Below are 13,718 nucleotides of genomic sequence, written 5' to 3'. Positions count from 1 at the left end.
GAGCAGGACAGGCACAGCACCCGGGAGGGGAGGAGGGGACATGACGAGCGCGGACTGGGCGAACAAGGACTTCTACAAGGTCCTGGGTGTCGCCAAGGATGCTCCGGCCGACGAGATCAAGAAGGCCTACCGCAAGCTCGCGCGCGACAACCACCCCGACTCCCACCCGGGTGACCGGGCCGCCGAGGACCGGTTCAAGCAGATCGCCGAGGCCTACGACGTCGTCGGCGACACCGAGAAGCGCAAGAAGTACGACGAGATGCGCTCGGCGTTCTCCGGCGGGTTCGGCCCGTTCACGACGACCGGCGCCCCCGGCGGCGGCCAGGGCGGCTTCGACATCAACGACCTGTTCGGTGCCCGCACCGGTGGTGGCGGTGGTGGCGGCGGCTTCGGCGACATCTTCGGCACCATGTTCGGCGGCGGCCGGGGTGGCGGCACCCGCACCCAGCAGGCGCGCCGCGGCGCCGACATCGAGACCGAGGCCACGATCGGCTTCGCCGAGTCGGTCGACGGTGTCACCGTCTCGCTCCGGCTCACGTCCGACGCGCCCTGCCCCGACTGCTCGGGCACCGGCGCCCGCTCCGGCACGGTCCCGCGCGTCTGCCCCGACTGCGACGGCGTCGGCATGCGCGCGGCCTCGGTCGGCGGCGCCTTCACGATGAACGAGACCTGCCCGTCCTGCGGCGGCCGCGGTCTCGTCGTCGACGACCCGTGCCCGACCTGCCACGGCTCCGGCCGCGGCATGAGCAACCGCACGATCTCCGCGCGGATCCCGGCCGGAGTCAAGGACGGCCAGCGGATCCGGCTGCGCGGCAAGGGCGCCAGCGGCGAGCGCGGCGGCCCGGCCGGCGACCTGTACGTCACGGTCAAGGTCGCGGCGCACCCCCTGTTCGGCCGCCGCGGCGACAGCCTCACGCTGACCGTCCCGGTGTCCTTCGACGAGGCCGCGCTCGGCGCCGACATCAAGGTTCCGACGCTCGGCGGTCCCGCGGTCACCGTCAAGGTCCCCCCGGGCACCCCCAACGGCCGCACCTTCCGGGTGCGCGGCAAGGGCGCCCCGGGCAAGGGCGGTCACCGCGGTGACCTGCTCGTCACGGTCGAGGTGCAGGTGCCCGCCGCGCTCGACGAGACCCAGCGGGCCGCCGTCCAGGCCTACCGGGACGCCTCTTCCGGTGCCGACCTGCGGAGCAAGCTCTTCCAGGGCGGTTCGTGATGGCCGGCGCGCCGTTCGACCCCGGACAGCCGGCTCCCGAGGCCGCCGTCTACGTCATCAGCGTCGCCGCCGAGCTCACCGGCCTGCACCCGCAGACCCTGCGCAGCTACGACCGGCTCGGGCTGGTCAGCCCGGGCCGCACTGGGGGCGGCGGCCGTCGCTACTCCTGGCGCGACATCGAGCTGCTCCGCGAGGTCACCCGGCTGACCGCGGCCGGCATCGGCCTCGAGGGCGTCCGCCGGATCCTGCAGCTCGAGCACCAGACCGACGCGCTCCGGCACCGCGTCGCCGAGCTCGAGTCCGAGCTCCTCGCCGCCCACCAGGCACTCCGCGCCACTCTCGACGAACGCGCCGGCCGCAACCTCCCCGCGGTGCGGCCGTCCCCCGGCCAGTCCGTCACGGTCTGGCGCCGTACCCCCCGCTGACAACCCCGATTCGTCCGCGGCCGCCCCGCGTGAGACGGACGCAAGATCGCGGACGAATCGGGTTCGACGAAGGAAGTAGCCCATGGACGCGTCGAAGTTCACCACCCGCAGCCAGCAGGCCATCAACACCGCGATCGAGACCGCCAACGCCGGCGGCCACCCGCAGGTCGAGGCCGTGCACCTCCTGGCCGCGCTGCTCGCCCAGCCGGACGGGATCGCCCGCCCGCTGTTCGAGGCCGCCGGCGTGCAGCCCGTCGACGTCGTCGCCGGGGTCCAGGCCGAGCTCGAGCGGCTGCCCAAGGTCGCCGGCTCGACGGTCGGCGCGCCGTCGTACTCCCGCGGCGCGCTGCAGATCCTCACCACTGCCCAGGACGTCGCGGCCGAGCTCAAGGACGACTACACCTCCACCGAGCACCTCCTGATCGCGGCGGCGACCGTCGACAGCCCGGTCAAGAAGGTGCTGGACGGGGCCGGCGCGAGCCCCGAGGCGCTCCGCGGTGCCCTCACCTCCGTGCGCGGGTCGCAGCGGGTCACCAGCCAGGACCCCGAGTCGACGTACCAGGCCCTGGAGAAGTACGCCGTCGACCTCACCGCCGAGGCGCGGGACGGCAAGCTCGACCCGGTCATCGGCCGCGACAGCGAGATCCGCCGCGTCATCCAGGTGCTGTCGCGGCGCACCAAGAACAACCCGGTCCTCATCGGCGAGCCCGGCGTCGGCAAGACCGCCGTCGTCGAGGGCCTCGCCCAGCGCGTCGTCGACGGCGACGTCCCCGACTCCCTCAAGGGCCGCAGGGTGCTCTCGCTCGACCTGGCCGCGATGGTGGCCGGCGCGAAGTACCGCGGCGAGTTCGAGGAGCGGCTCAAGGCCGTGCTCGAGGAAATCAAGGCCGCCGAGGGCCAGGTCATCACGTTCATCGACGAGCTGCACACGGTCGTCGGCGCGGGCGCCGGCGGCGACTCCGCGATGGACGCCGGCAACATGCTCAAGCCGATGCTGGCCCGTGGCGAGCTGCGGATGATCGGCGCGACCACGCTCGACGAGTTCCGCGAGCGGATCGAGAAGGACCCGGCGCTGGAGCGCCGCTTCCAGCAGGTGTTCGTGGGCGAGCCGTCCGTCGAGGACACCGTCGCGATCCTGCGCGGCCTGCAGGAGAAGTACGAAGCCCACCACGGTGTGAAGATCACCGACCAGGCGCTCGTCGCCGCGGCGATGCTGTCCGACCGCTACATCACCGGCCGTCAGCTCCCCGACAAGGCGATCGACCTCGTCGACGAGGCGGCGTCGCGGCTGCGCATGGAGATCGAGTCCTCGCCCGAGGAGATCGACCAGCTCCGCCGCGCCGTCGACCGGATGCGCATGGAGGAGCTCGCCCTCGACCGCGAGACCGACGAGGCCTCCCGCGACCGGCTGCAGAAGCTGCGCGCCGACCTCGCCGACCGCGAGGAGGAGCTGCGCGGCCTCGAGGCCCGCTGGGAGCGCGAGAAGACCGCGCTCGAGGGCTCCGGCGCGCTGCGCAAGCAGATCGACCAGCTCCGCATGGAGGCCGACCGTTACCAGCGCGAGGGCGACCTGGCCAAGGCCAGCGAGATCCTCTACGGCCAGATCCCCGCGGTCGAGAAGCAGATCGAGGAGGCCGAGGCCGCCGAGGCCGCCGGCCGCAACTCCGGGGGCGAGGAGCCCATGGTCCGCGAGGAGGTCGGCCCCGGCGAGATCGCCGACGTGGTCGAGGCGTGGACCGGCATCCCGACCGGCCGGCTGCTCGAGGGCGAGACCGCCAAGCTGCTGCGCATGGAGGAGGTCATCGGCGAGCGGCTGATCGGCCAGAAGACCGCCGTGCGCGCGGTCTCCGACGCCGTACGCCGCTCGCGGGCGGGCATCGCCGACCCCGACCGCCCGACGGGCTCGTTCCTCTTCCTCGGCCCGACCGGCGTCGGCAAGACCGAGCTCGCGAAGTCGCTGGCCGACTTCCTCTTCGACGACGAGCGGGCGATCGTCCGCATCGACATGAGTGAGTACTCCGAGAAGCACAGCGTCGCCCGCCTCGTCGGCGCGCCGCCCGGCTACGTCGGCTACGAGGAGGGCGGCCAGCTCACCGAGATGGTGCGCCGCCGGCCCTACAGCGTGGTGCTGCTCGACGAGGTCGAGAAGGCGCACCCCGAGGTCTTCGACATCCTGCTGCAGGTGCTCGACGACGGACGGCTGACCGACGGCCAGGGCCGCACCGTCGACTTCCGCAACGTCGTGCTGATCCTGACCTCCAACCTGGGCTCGCACTACCTCGTCGACCCGACCCTCGACGACGACCAGAAGCGCGAGTCGGTGATGGGCATCGTCCGGCAGGCGTTCAAGCCGGAGTTCCTCAACCGGCTCGACGAGGTCGTGCTGTTCGACGCGCTCAGCCCCGACGAGCTCTCCCACATCGTCGACCTCCAGGTCGCCGACCTGGGCCGCCGGCTGGCCGTCCGCCGGATCACCGTCGAGGTCACCGAGGCCGCGCACCAGTGGCTGTCGCACACCGGCTACGACCCGGCGTACGGCGCCCGCCCGCTGCGCCGCCTCGTCCAGACCGCGATCGGCGACCCACTGGCGCGGATGCTGCTCAGCGGCGAGGTGACCGACGGCGAGACGGTGCTCGTCGACACGGCGGGTCAGGATGGTGACGAGGGTGACGGGCTGCTGCTGACCACCAAGTGAGTGGTTGGGCTCGCATGATGGAATTGCGCTCATGAGCGACACCGTCCATCCCCGCCCCCGCCAGGTGACGACGGCGGGCGTGATGGGCGTGGCCGGCAGCGTCCTGGTGATCCTGTCGCTCTTCGACACCCTCGCCAGCCTGCGCACCGTCGAGGTGCGCGAGCAGGTCGAGCGCTACCTCGCCTCGCCGCAGGGGCAGGACCTCGGCGTGAGCACCGGCGGTTTCCTCGACGTGCTCCACGTGATGGTGCTCGCCAACGGGGCGTTCGCGGCCGCCGCCGCGGTGCTCGGCGTCTACGTCTTCCAGCGCCACCAGGGCGCCCGGCTCGGCTTCACCATCGCCGCCGGGCTCCTCGTGGTCGGCATGTGGATCGTCGCCGGGTTCCTGCCGAGCGTGCTCGTCGGGGTCACGATCGTGGTCGCCTTCGCGGCGGCGCTGATGTGGAGCCCGCCCGCGCGCGACTGGTTCGCCGGCCGGGCCCCGCGCCCGGTCGAGAGCCCGACGCCGCGTGGGCAGCCGGCACAGCCCGTGCAGCAACGGACTCCGCCGTCCCCCTCGTGGGCCCCGCCGGCCGTACCCCACCGGGACGACGCCCCCGCGCCGTCGTCGCAGCCGGCGCCCGCGTCGTACCCCTTCGGTGAGCAGCGCCCGACGACCGGCACGCTGCCCTACCCGGAACCCTCCGCGGCGGGTGCGGCCCCCGGTGCACGCGCCGGCGCACGCCGGCCGGGCGCCGTGGTCGCGGCGCTGCTGATGACCTGGCTGTGCTCGGGCGCCGTGCTGTTCGCGTTCGGCATCGTGCTGCTGATGCTGCTGCTCTCGCAGGACACGCTGATCAGCGCGGCCCGGCAGAACCCCGCCATCCAGGACTACGGACTCACGACGGCCGACCTGCTCTCGGCGTTCTGGGTGACGGTCGCCATCTTCCTGTTCTGGTCGCTCGCCGGGATCGTGCTGGCGGTGCTGGCGTGGCGCCGGGTGACCTACGGCTGGGTGCTGCTGGTCGTCTCGGCGGCGATGAGCGCGCTCGTCGGGTTCGTGACGTTCCCGTTCGGCCTGCTGGTCGGGATCCCGGCGGCCCTCACCGCCGGCCTGCTGGTGAGCGGTCCGGCGCGCCGGTGGTACCTGCAGCGCGACCAGCTTCCCCCGGGCCAGCCGGGCCGGCCGGGCCAGCCCCAGCAGCCCGAGCCGCCGCGGAGTCAGCCGCCGGTCTGGTAGAGGTCGGCGGCCGCCAGCCGGCGCACGCCCTTCTCGATCACCGCGCGCTCCTTGCAGAAGGCCCAGCGCACCTTGTGCCGGCCCTCCTCCCGGTCGTCGTAGAACACCTGGGACGGGATGGCGACCACGCCGGCCCGCTCGGGCAGGGCCAGGCAGAACGCCAGCGAGTCGTCGTACCCGTAGCGGCGCACGTCCGTCGTGACGAAGTACGTCGCCTCCGGGACGTACACGTCGACGTCGAGCCCGGCGAGCCCCTCGCACAGCAGGTCGCGCTTGGCCTCGAGCTCGCGGGCCAGCTCCTCGTAGAAGCTCGTCTCCTTGTCCAGCGCCTCGGCCACCGCGGGCTGCATCGGCGCGGCGTTGCTGAACGTCAGCCATTGCTTGGCGGCGTACACGCTGGCGACCAGGTCGGCCGGACCGGTGACCCAGCCGACCTTCCACCCGGTGAACGAGAACGTCTTGCCGGCGCTCGAGATCGTCAGCGTGCGGTCCCACATCCCCGGCAACGTGCAGATCGGCACGTGCTCGCGCCGGTCGAAGAGCAGGTGCTCGTAGACCTCGTCGGTCACCACCAGCAGGTCGTGCTCCACGGCCACGTCGGCGACGACCTGCAGCTCCTCACGGGTGAGCACCGCGCCGGTCGGGTTGTGCGGGGTGTTCAGCAGGACCAGCTTGGTGCGGTCGGTGACCGCCGCGCGCAGCGCGTCGGCGTCGAGCCGGAAGTCCGGTGCGCGCAGCGTGACCCCACGTCGTACGCCGCCCGCCATCGCGATGCACGCGACGTAGGAGTCGTAGAACGGCTCGAGCACGACCACCTCGTCGCCCGGGTCGACCAGGGCGAGCAGCGCCGCCGCGATCGCCTCGGTGGCACCGGCCGTGACGACCACCTGGGTCGCGGGGTCGACGTCGAGCCCGTAGTGGCGCTGCTGGTGGGCGACGACCGCCTCGCGGAGCTCGGGGAACCCGGGACCGGGGGCGTACTGGTTGCGGCCGGTCCGCATCGCCTCGACCGCCGCGTCGACCACGGTGGCCGGGCCGTCGACGTCGGGGAAGCCCTGACCGAGGTTGAGCGCACCGGTGCGGAGCGCCAGCGCGGACATCTCGGCGAAGATGGTCGGCTCGATGCCGTGGAGCCGAGCGGCGGTGCGGGGACTGGGGTCGACCATGGCCTCGACTGTAGTGCGGGCGGATTGCCCGCTTCGGACCCCGGCCAACCGGCCGTTTGGGATGATCGACGCCATGAGCGGGGAGGCCGTCGAGACCGACGAGCACAGGCGGACGTCGCGGCGGGGGCCGACGTTCTGGCTCGGCACGGCCATGGTCCTCGCGGGCGTGCTGATGCTGGGCTACGTCGGCTGGCAGATGTGGGGCACCAACTACGTCTCCGAGCGCAAGCAGCGCGACGCCGTCGAGACGCTGGAGCGGACGTGGCGCGAGGCGCCGGCGCCCGACGACGCGAGCGGGAGTCAGGACGGCCGCGGAGCCGCGGAGCCGGCGTCGGTGCCGCTCGGCGACGCCTCCGCGCTGATCCGGATCCCCCGCTTCGGCGACGACTACGTCATGCCGGTGTTCGAGGGCGTCGCCGACGACGTGCTGGCCCAGGGCTTCGGCCACTTCGACACCTCCGCCGGTCCGGGCGAGAAGGGCAACTACGCGCTCGCCGCGCACCGGGTCACCCACGGCGAGCCGCTGCGCGACATGCCGTCGCTGCGACCTGGCGACGAGGTGCTCGTGGAGACCCGCGACATGCGCTACACCTACGTCCTCGACACCGACCCCAACGACCTGGTCGTCACCTTCCGCGACGTCTGGGTGGTCGACCCCGCGCCGGTCAACCCCGCCGGCGGTGTGGAGCCGGCCGACGAGCCGCGGCTGATCACCCTCACGACCTGCGCGGAGCTGTTCCACACCGACAACCGGATGATCGCGTTCGGCCACCTGGTGTCCGCGGAGGAGAAGACCGGCGCCGCCTCCTAGGCTGGTCGCCATGAGCGACCTCTCCGCCCTCGCGCGGGACATCGACACCTGCTGCCGCCTGCACGGGGAGTTCACGCTGCGGTCGGGCCAGGTGTCCCACGAGTACTTCGACAAGTACCTCTTCGAGTCCGACCCCGCCCTGCTGGCCCGGGTCGCCGACGAGATGGTCGGGCTGGTCCCCGAGGGCACCGAGCTGCTCGGCGGGCTGGAGCTCGGCGGCATCCCGATCGTCACGGCGCTGAGCGCCCGGACGCGGCTGCCCGCGCTGTTCGTGCGCAAGAAGGCCAAGGAGTACGGCACCTGCAAGCTCGCCGAGGGACCGGACGTCGCGGGCCGGCGCGTCACCCTGGTCGAGGACGTCATCACCACCGGCGGCGCGGTCCGCGACGCCACGCGCGCGCTGCGCGACCTCGGCGCGACCGTCGAGGTCGTGGTCTGCGCGATCGACCGCAGCCCCGAGGGCACCAACCCGCTCGCCGACGTCGAGCTGGAGGTCCGTCCGGTGCTCACCAAGGCCCAGCTCGACGCGGTGACCGGCGCGTGAGCCAGGGCTTCCTCGACGCCGCGGCCGTCACACTCGCGCTGCTGCGCGAGCCCGAGGTCGCGACCCGCTGGGACGAACCGAGCGCGCTGGCCGAGATGTCGGTGGGGGCCCTGGCCGACCACCTCGGCGGCCAGGTGGTCTCCGGCGCCCGCGGCGTGACCGACGCCGCCTGGGCCGGCCGCGGCGAGCAGGTCTCGCTGGTCGAGCACTACCGCCGCTCGGTCTGGGTCGGCGCCGACCTCGACTCCGAGGCCAACGTCGGCATCCGCGAGAGCGCAGCGACGGGCGCCGCCGCCGGTCCCGACGCCGTCGTCGCTCGCGTGCAGGACGCGCTCGCCACCGTCACTCCGTGGCCCGTCGACGCGCCGGCCACGACGTCGATGCCGCACTGGCAGTGGTCGATGACCCTCGACGACTTCCTGACCACCCGGATGATGGAGATGGTCGTCCACGCCGACGACCTCTGCGCCGGGCTCGACGTGCCGACCCCGGACTTCCCGCCGTCGGTGACCGGCCCGGTCTACGCCCTCCTCGTCGGCGTCGCCGAGGACCGGCACGGCCAGGCCGCGGTCACGCGTGCCCTGACCCGGGCGGAGCGGGCCGGCTCGATCGTCGTGTTCTGACGCTCCGCCGGGCGCTCAGCGCGGCGCGGGCGGGATCGCGTCGGACGACTCGATCACCCCCATGCCGGTGATCCGCAGCAGGTCGGCCACGATCGAGCGGACCTGGGCCAGGATCACCTCGCCGGAGAGGTCGGTGCCGCGCTCGACCTGGCTCGAGCCGCGGGCGACCTCCAGCAGGGCCGGCTGCGCGTGGACGGCCATCCGGTTCGACGAGAGCTCCTTCGCGACCAGGTCGGCGGCGTCGGCCAGGTCCGCGCACAGGATGGAGTACCCCCGGGGCACCGGCTCCCGCCGGTGCGCGGCCACCGCGGCCCGCCGTACCAGGACCCGGGTGTTGCGCAGCGCGAGGTCGAGCGGTTCGACGATCTCCGCCATCCGCCGTATCCCGCCTCGGTGCCGCAGCCGGAACGGCGACGACGCGACCACCGACAGGCCCTCGTCGGAGGCGTCCTGCAGCTCGCGGATCAGCACGTCGGTGGTGCGGGCGTCGGCGAGAAGGGAGAGGGCGCGGTCGACGTCGCCGTCGACCATCACCTCGGACGCGCCGCGGAGCAGCGCCGCGATCTTGCGGACCACCACCGCGGCCTGTTCGCGGGGTCGCCGCAGCGGCGCCCGAGGCACGACGGTGGCCGCGACGATCGCGACGGCGCCGCCGACCAGCGCGTCGGTCCACCGGATGAAGGCCGCCCCGGGCTCCGCGACCAGGGCGGTGACGACGATCGACTGCACGGCGGCCTGCGTCACGAACAGCCGGCCGGCGTCGAGCAGGAACGCCACCGACATCGAGGCGGCGACCACGAAGGCCAGCTGCCACGCCCCCGACCCGAACAGCAGCACGAACAGGTCGGCGATGAACACACCGACAGCGACACCGACGGTGACCTCGACGACGCGGCGCAGCCGCTGGCCGTACGACGTGCCCAGGCAGAGCACGGCGGCGACCGGCGCGAAGAAGGGCATCGGGTGGCCGAGCACGTCCGCGGCGAGGAACCAGGCGACGCCGGCCGCGGCCGAGCACTGCGCGATGTGCCAACCGTTGGTCCTGAGACGCGCGAGCCGCGCGCGGACCGAGGTTCGCCCGCGCTGGAGCGCCCGGTCGAGACTCTGCTGCGCGTCCACCCGGCGCCTAGACGCGGTCGCGGTCCTTGGCGCTGCCGCGGTGGCGCCAGTACTCGAACACCATCGGCAGCACGGAGACGAACACGATCACCAGCACGGCCGCCTCGATGTTGTGCTGCAGGAACTCGATGCCGCCGAGGAAGTAGCCGAGCAGGGTCAGCCCGGTCGCCCAGAGGACGGCGCCCACGAACGACCAGGTGAAGAAGTGCCGGCGGTCCATCTTGCCCATGCCCGCCACGACAGTGACGAACGTGCGCACGATCGGCACGAAGCGGCCCAGCACCAGCGCCCGGGCGCCGTACCGCTCGAAGAAGGCGTGGGTCTGGTCGAAGTACTTCTTCTTGATGAACCGGCCCTCGTGCTGCGCGAGCGGCTCCCCGATGGCGCGCCCGATCTCGTAGCCCACGACGTTCCCGAGGAACGCCGCCAGGCTGAGGATCACGCACGCCGTGACGATCGGGACGTCGATCCCGGCCTCACCGGCCTCCGCGCGGTGGATGAAGAGACCCACGCTGAACAGCAGCGAGTCACCCGGAAGGATCGGGAACAGCAGTCCGCACTCGATGAAGACGATGACGACGCTGACCCAGAACATCTGGTCGCCGAACCGCTCCAGGAGCCACTCGGGGTCCATCCAGTCCAGGCCCAGCAGCAGGGGGGCGAGCAGCGGGGTCAGCAGGTCCGTCACGCGACGACCCTAACCGGGCGACCTACGATCGGCCCGTGCAGGAGCCGAGCGACGAGCAGCGTGCGCCGTACGACCCGATGCCGCACGGTCAGCCGGAGGTCGGGGTGGGGCCGTGGGAGGGTCCGTGGCCCGAGGGTGAGCGGTACGACGCCCGCCTGCTCGCCGAGGGTGACCGCCGCAACGTCGTGGACCGCTACCGCTATTGGACGATGGAGGCCATCGTCGCCGACCTCGACCGGCGGCGGCACGGCTTCCACGTCGCGATCGAGAACTGGCAGCACGACTTCAACATCGGGACCATCGTGCGCACGGCCAACGCGTTCCTCGCCGCCGAGGTGCACATCGTCGGCAACCGGCGCTGGAACCGCCGCGGCGCGATGGTGACCGACCGCTACCAGCACGTCCGGCACCACCCGAGCGTCGCCGAGCTCGCCGACGACCTGCACGCCCGCGGCGTGACGCTGCTGGGCATCGACAACCTGCCGGGCTCGCGGCCGATCGAGACGCTGAAGCTACCGCGCGACGTCTGCCTGCTGTTCGGCCAGGAGGGGCCGGGGCTGTCGGACGCGGCTCGCGAGGCGTGCGACGGGACGTTCTCGATCACGCAGTTCGGGTCGACCCGCTCGATCAACGCCTCGGCCGCCGCGGCCATCGCGATGCACACCTGGGTCCGCCAGCACGCCGATCTCGACGGCGAGCACTCCTGGCTGGGCTAGACCTCAGCCGTTGGCCACCGCGGTGCCGAGCAGCGTGACCACGCCGGCGATCCCGGCCAGCCCGGACATGACCACCGCGGCCTTGGCGGCCGTCGACTCCCAGCCGGCCGAGACGGTGGCCAGCGCCCGCCGGGCGAGCAGCACCGCCAGCACGACCTGGAGCAGCACGCCCAGCCCGAAGCCGAGGTAGAAGCCGGACAGCGTGCCGGCGGTGGCCGGCTCGGCGAACGCCCCGATCGCGATCGTCAGGGCGTTCTGCCCCATCAGCGCCAGCAGGGCGACCACGAAGGCGACGACCGCCGACACCTGCGGCGTGAGGTAGCGGTCGAGCGTGCTCTGGTCGTCCATGGGTCCCCCGGGTGGCGCGTGGTCAGCAGTCGACCTCGAACAGTAGTGACCCCGTAGCCACGGTCGACCCGGGCTCGCCGAGGGAGCGCGCGGGGAACGGGCAGTCGAGCACGACGACCGCGCAGACCGCGGAGTGGCCTGCTCGCTCGACGTACGACGGGTCCCAGCGGACGACCGGGTCGCCGGCGCTGATCCGGTCGCCCTCCGCGGCCAGCACCTCGAAGCCGTCGCCGTTGAGCCGGACGGTGTCCATGCCGAGGTGCACCAGCACGCCGGGGCCGCTGTCGGTGACCACGACGAAGGCGTGCGGGTAGAGCTTCGCGAGCACGCCGTCGACCGGGGAACGCGCCTCCTGGGTTCCCGGCGCGGGCAGGATCGCCGCGCCGGGGCCGACCAGCCCGGTGGCGAACACCGGGTCGGGGGTGGTGCTGACGTCCTGCCGGACGCCGGCCACGGGCGAGAGCACCCGGGTCACTCGAGCAGGTCCTCGATCGCGCTCGCGATGGTGTCCGCGTCCGGCCCGACGACCACCTGGACGACGGTGCCGGCGCGCATGATGCCGTGGGCGCCCGCGTCCTTGAGCGCACCCTCGTCGACCAAAGCGGGATCGGTGAGGGCGGTGCGGAGTCGGGTGATGCAGGCCTCGATCTCTACGATGTTTGCACTGCCACCCAGACCGGCAACGATCAACTCGGCTTGGCTCATGTCGGAAGGCATGGCCCCGATCCAACCACGGGCGGGAGACACAGATGGGAGCGACGGGGGAGTCCACACCGACTCCGTCGCCCGTCGACGCCCCCAGGCAGCCCGCCCGTCCCGCTCTGGGGGTCTTGCAGCGCCTGGGCCGCAGCCTGATGCTCCCGATCGCCGTGCTGCCGGTGGCCGCGCTGCTCCTGCGGCTCGGCCAGCCCGACATGCTCGGCGACGGCGACAGCGGGCTCGCGCTCGCGTCGCGGTGGCCGTGGCTCGAGCCCGTCGCCGACGTCCTCGCGGCCGCCGGCGGGACGCTGTTCAGCCACCTCGGGCTGCTGTTCGCCGTCGGTGTCGCGGTCGGGTTCGCGCGCAAGTCCGACGGGTCGACGGCAGTGGCCGCCGTCGTCGGCTACCTCGTGTTCGAGGAGGTCACGACGGCGATGACGCCGTACGTCCTCGAACCGGCGAACGGCGGCTCGTCGCGGGCGATCGACTACGGCGTGTTCGGCGGCATCGTGGTCGGCCTGGCCACCGCGCTGCTCTGGCAGAAATACCACCGGATCAAGCTGCCGACGTTCCTCGCCTTCTTCGGTGGGCGCCGGTTCGTCCCGATCGTCTCCGCGATGGCCGCGCTCATCGCCGGCGTGCTGCTCTCGTTCGCCTACCCGTGGTTCGACGCCGGGCTCACCCACCTCGGGGAGTGGCTCGTCGGCAACCACATCCTCGGCGCCGCGATCTACGGCACGGTCAACCGCCTGACCGTCCCGTTCGGCCTGCACCACATCGTCAACAGCGTGCCGTGGTTCGCGGTCGGGTCCTACGAGACCGCGTCCGGCGAGATCGTGCGCGGCGACGTGGCGCGGTTCCTGAACGGCGACCCGACTGCCGGGGCCTTCATGACCGGCTTCTTCCCGATCATGATGTTCGCGCTCCCGGCGGCGGCGCTGGCGATCTACCAGGAGGCCCAGCCGGGCCGGCGGAAGGTCGTCGGCGGCGTGATGCTCTCCGGCGCGCTGACGTCCTTCGTGACCGGCGTGACCGAGCCGCTGGAGTTCGCCTTCATGTTCGTGGCCTGGCCGCTCTACGTGATCCACGCCTTCCTCACCGGTACGGCGCTCGCGGTCACCAACGCGCTCGGCATCCACGACGGTTTCGCCTTCTCGGCCGGCGCGATCGACTACGCCCTGAACTTCACGATCGCCACCCACCCGCTCTGGATCATCCCGGTCGGGCTGGTCTACGCCGCGATCTACTACGTGGTGTTCCGTCTCGTCATTCGGCGCTTCGACCTGGCCACTCCCGGACGGGAGCGTGAAGACTAGTGCCGCGCCCGCCGGCGAGCGCGCGAGCGAGCGGCGACTGGCGGGATGCCCAGCAAGGCGGAGAGGCGAAGGCGATGCGAAGCATCGTCGAGTCCTCGACAACGCCGCTGGGCGCCCGTCCAGGGGCCGCGGAGCG

The 13,718-nt window shown here is 72.7% G+C and carries 15 protein-coding genes; 9 read left to right on the top strand and 6 right to left on the bottom strand.

Annotated elements, in window-relative coordinates; translation table 11 throughout:
- Positions 1-40 precede the first annotated feature (40 nt).
- The 4 genes from dnaJ (at position 41) to ETU37_RS16100 (ending at position 5,552) form a co-directional block, all read left to right on the top strand.
- Complete coding sequence (dnaJ, locus tag ETU37_RS16115; protein ID WP_129988361.1) at positions 41-1,213, top strand: molecular chaperone DnaJ; 1,173 nt, start codon at positions 41-43, stop codon at positions 1,211-1,213.
- The gene (locus ETU37_RS16110) at positions 1,213-1,638 is read left to right on the top strand and encodes a heat shock protein transcriptional repressor HspR (protein WP_129988360.1); all 426 of its coding nucleotides are present in this window, start codon (positions 1,213-1,215) and stop codon (positions 1,636-1,638) included. Before dnaJ ends, ETU37_RS16110 begins: the two co-directional genes overlap by 1 nt.
- A gap of 82 nt (positions 1,639-1,720) precedes the next feature.
- Entirely contained in the window at positions 1,721-4,333 is a 2,613-nt protein-coding gene (clpB, locus tag ETU37_RS16105) for an ATP-dependent chaperone ClpB (protein WP_129988359.1), read from the top strand.
- A 31-nt stretch (positions 4,334-4,364) separates the two neighbouring features.
- The gene (locus ETU37_RS16100) at positions 4,365-5,552 is read left to right on the top strand and encodes a hypothetical protein (RefSeq protein ID WP_129988358.1); all 1,188 of its coding nucleotides are present in this window, start codon (positions 4,365-4,367) and stop codon (positions 5,550-5,552) included.
- On the opposite strand, the gene ETU37_RS16095 is transcribed toward ETU37_RS16100, so the two are convergent.
- A complete protein-coding gene (locus tag ETU37_RS16095) occupies positions 5,534-6,718 on the bottom strand; it encodes a pyridoxal phosphate-dependent aminotransferase (protein WP_129988357.1) in 1,185 nt (394 codons plus the stop codon). The two genes, ETU37_RS16100 and ETU37_RS16095, sit on opposite strands and share 19 nt — an antisense overlap.
- A gap of 73 nt (positions 6,719-6,791) precedes the next feature.
- On the opposite strand from ETU37_RS16095, the gene ETU37_RS16090 reads away from it, so the two are divergent.
- From ETU37_RS16090 to ETU37_RS16080, 3 genes are read left to right on the top strand one after another with little or no spacing between them, the layout of a single operon-like run.
- The gene (locus tag ETU37_RS16090; protein ID WP_240755775.1) at positions 6,792-7,529 is read left to right on the top strand and encodes a class E sortase; all 738 of its coding nucleotides are present in this window, start codon (positions 6,792-6,794) and stop codon (positions 7,527-7,529) included.
- 10 nt (positions 7,530-7,539) lie between these two features.
- Positions 7,540-8,073 (top strand): orotate phosphoribosyltransferase, encoded by a 534-nt coding sequence (gene pyrE / locus ETU37_RS16085; protein ID WP_129988356.1) that lies wholly within the window; start codon positions 7,540-7,542, stop codon positions 8,071-8,073.
- Entirely contained in the window at positions 8,070-8,696 is a 627-nt protein-coding gene (locus ETU37_RS16080) for a maleylpyruvate isomerase N-terminal domain-containing protein (protein ID WP_129988355.1), read from the top strand. Before pyrE ends, ETU37_RS16080 begins: the two co-directional genes overlap by 4 nt.
- Before the next feature lie 15 nt (positions 8,697-8,711).
- Here ETU37_RS16080 and ETU37_RS16075 read toward each other — a convergent pair whose 3' ends face one another.
- Positions 8,712-9,815: an FUSC family protein gene (locus ETU37_RS16075; RefSeq protein ID WP_129988354.1), complete on the bottom strand. Its 1,104-nt coding sequence runs from the start codon at positions 9,813-9,815 to the stop codon at positions 8,712-8,714.
- Positions 9,816-9,822: 7 nt separating this feature from the next.
- Positions 9,823-10,503: a VTT domain-containing protein gene (locus ETU37_RS16070; RefSeq protein ID WP_240755774.1), complete on the bottom strand. Its 681-nt coding sequence runs from the start codon at positions 10,501-10,503 to the stop codon at positions 9,823-9,825.
- Between the two features lie 77 nt (positions 10,504-10,580).
- On the opposite strand from ETU37_RS16070, the gene ETU37_RS16065 reads away from it, so the two are divergent.
- Positions 10,581-11,219 carry a TrmH family RNA methyltransferase gene (locus tag ETU37_RS16065; RefSeq protein WP_129988453.1) on the top strand — a complete coding sequence of 213 codons (639 nt, stop codon included), beginning with the start codon at positions 10,581-10,583 and terminating at the stop codon, positions 11,217-11,219.
- 3 nt (positions 11,220-11,222) lie between these two features.
- Here the strand turns inward: ETU37_RS16065 and ETU37_RS16060 are convergent, their stop codons facing one another.
- The 3 genes from ETU37_RS16060 to ETU37_RS16050 are packed head-to-tail and all read right to left on the bottom strand — an operon-like array spanning position 11,223 to position 12,272.
- Positions 11,223-11,567: a hypothetical protein gene (locus tag ETU37_RS16060; RefSeq protein ID WP_129988353.1), complete on the bottom strand. Its 345-nt coding sequence runs from the start codon at positions 11,565-11,567 to the stop codon at positions 11,223-11,225.
- Positions 11,568-11,589: 22 nt separating this feature from the next.
- Entirely contained in the window at positions 11,590-12,042 is a 453-nt protein-coding gene (locus ETU37_RS16055) for a PTS sugar transporter subunit IIA (protein ID WP_129988352.1), read from the bottom strand.
- Positions 12,039-12,272 carry a PTS sugar transporter subunit IIB gene (locus ETU37_RS16050; RefSeq protein WP_129988452.1) on the bottom strand — a complete coding sequence of 78 codons (234 nt, stop codon included), beginning with the start codon at positions 12,270-12,272 and terminating at the stop codon, positions 12,039-12,041. Before ETU37_RS16050 ends, ETU37_RS16055 begins: the two co-directional genes overlap by 4 nt.
- Before the next feature lie 125 nt (positions 12,273-12,397).
- Here ETU37_RS16050 and ETU37_RS16045 point away from each other — a divergent pair, with 125 nt between their 5' ends.
- Complete coding sequence (locus ETU37_RS16045; protein ID WP_240755773.1) at positions 12,398-13,582, top strand: PTS transporter subunit EIIC; 1,185 nt, start codon at positions 12,398-12,400, stop codon at positions 13,580-13,582.
- Positions 13,583-13,718: the final 136 nt, after the last annotated feature.

It is taken from the genome of Nocardioides iriomotensis (assembly GCF_004168035.1).
Lineage (GTDB): Bacteria > Actinomycetota > Actinomycetes > Propionibacteriales > Nocardioidaceae > Nocardioides_B > Nocardioides_B iriomotensis.
The sequence above is the reverse complement of the archived record's forward strand: the minus strand, read 5'-3'. Positions and strand labels throughout refer to the sequence as shown.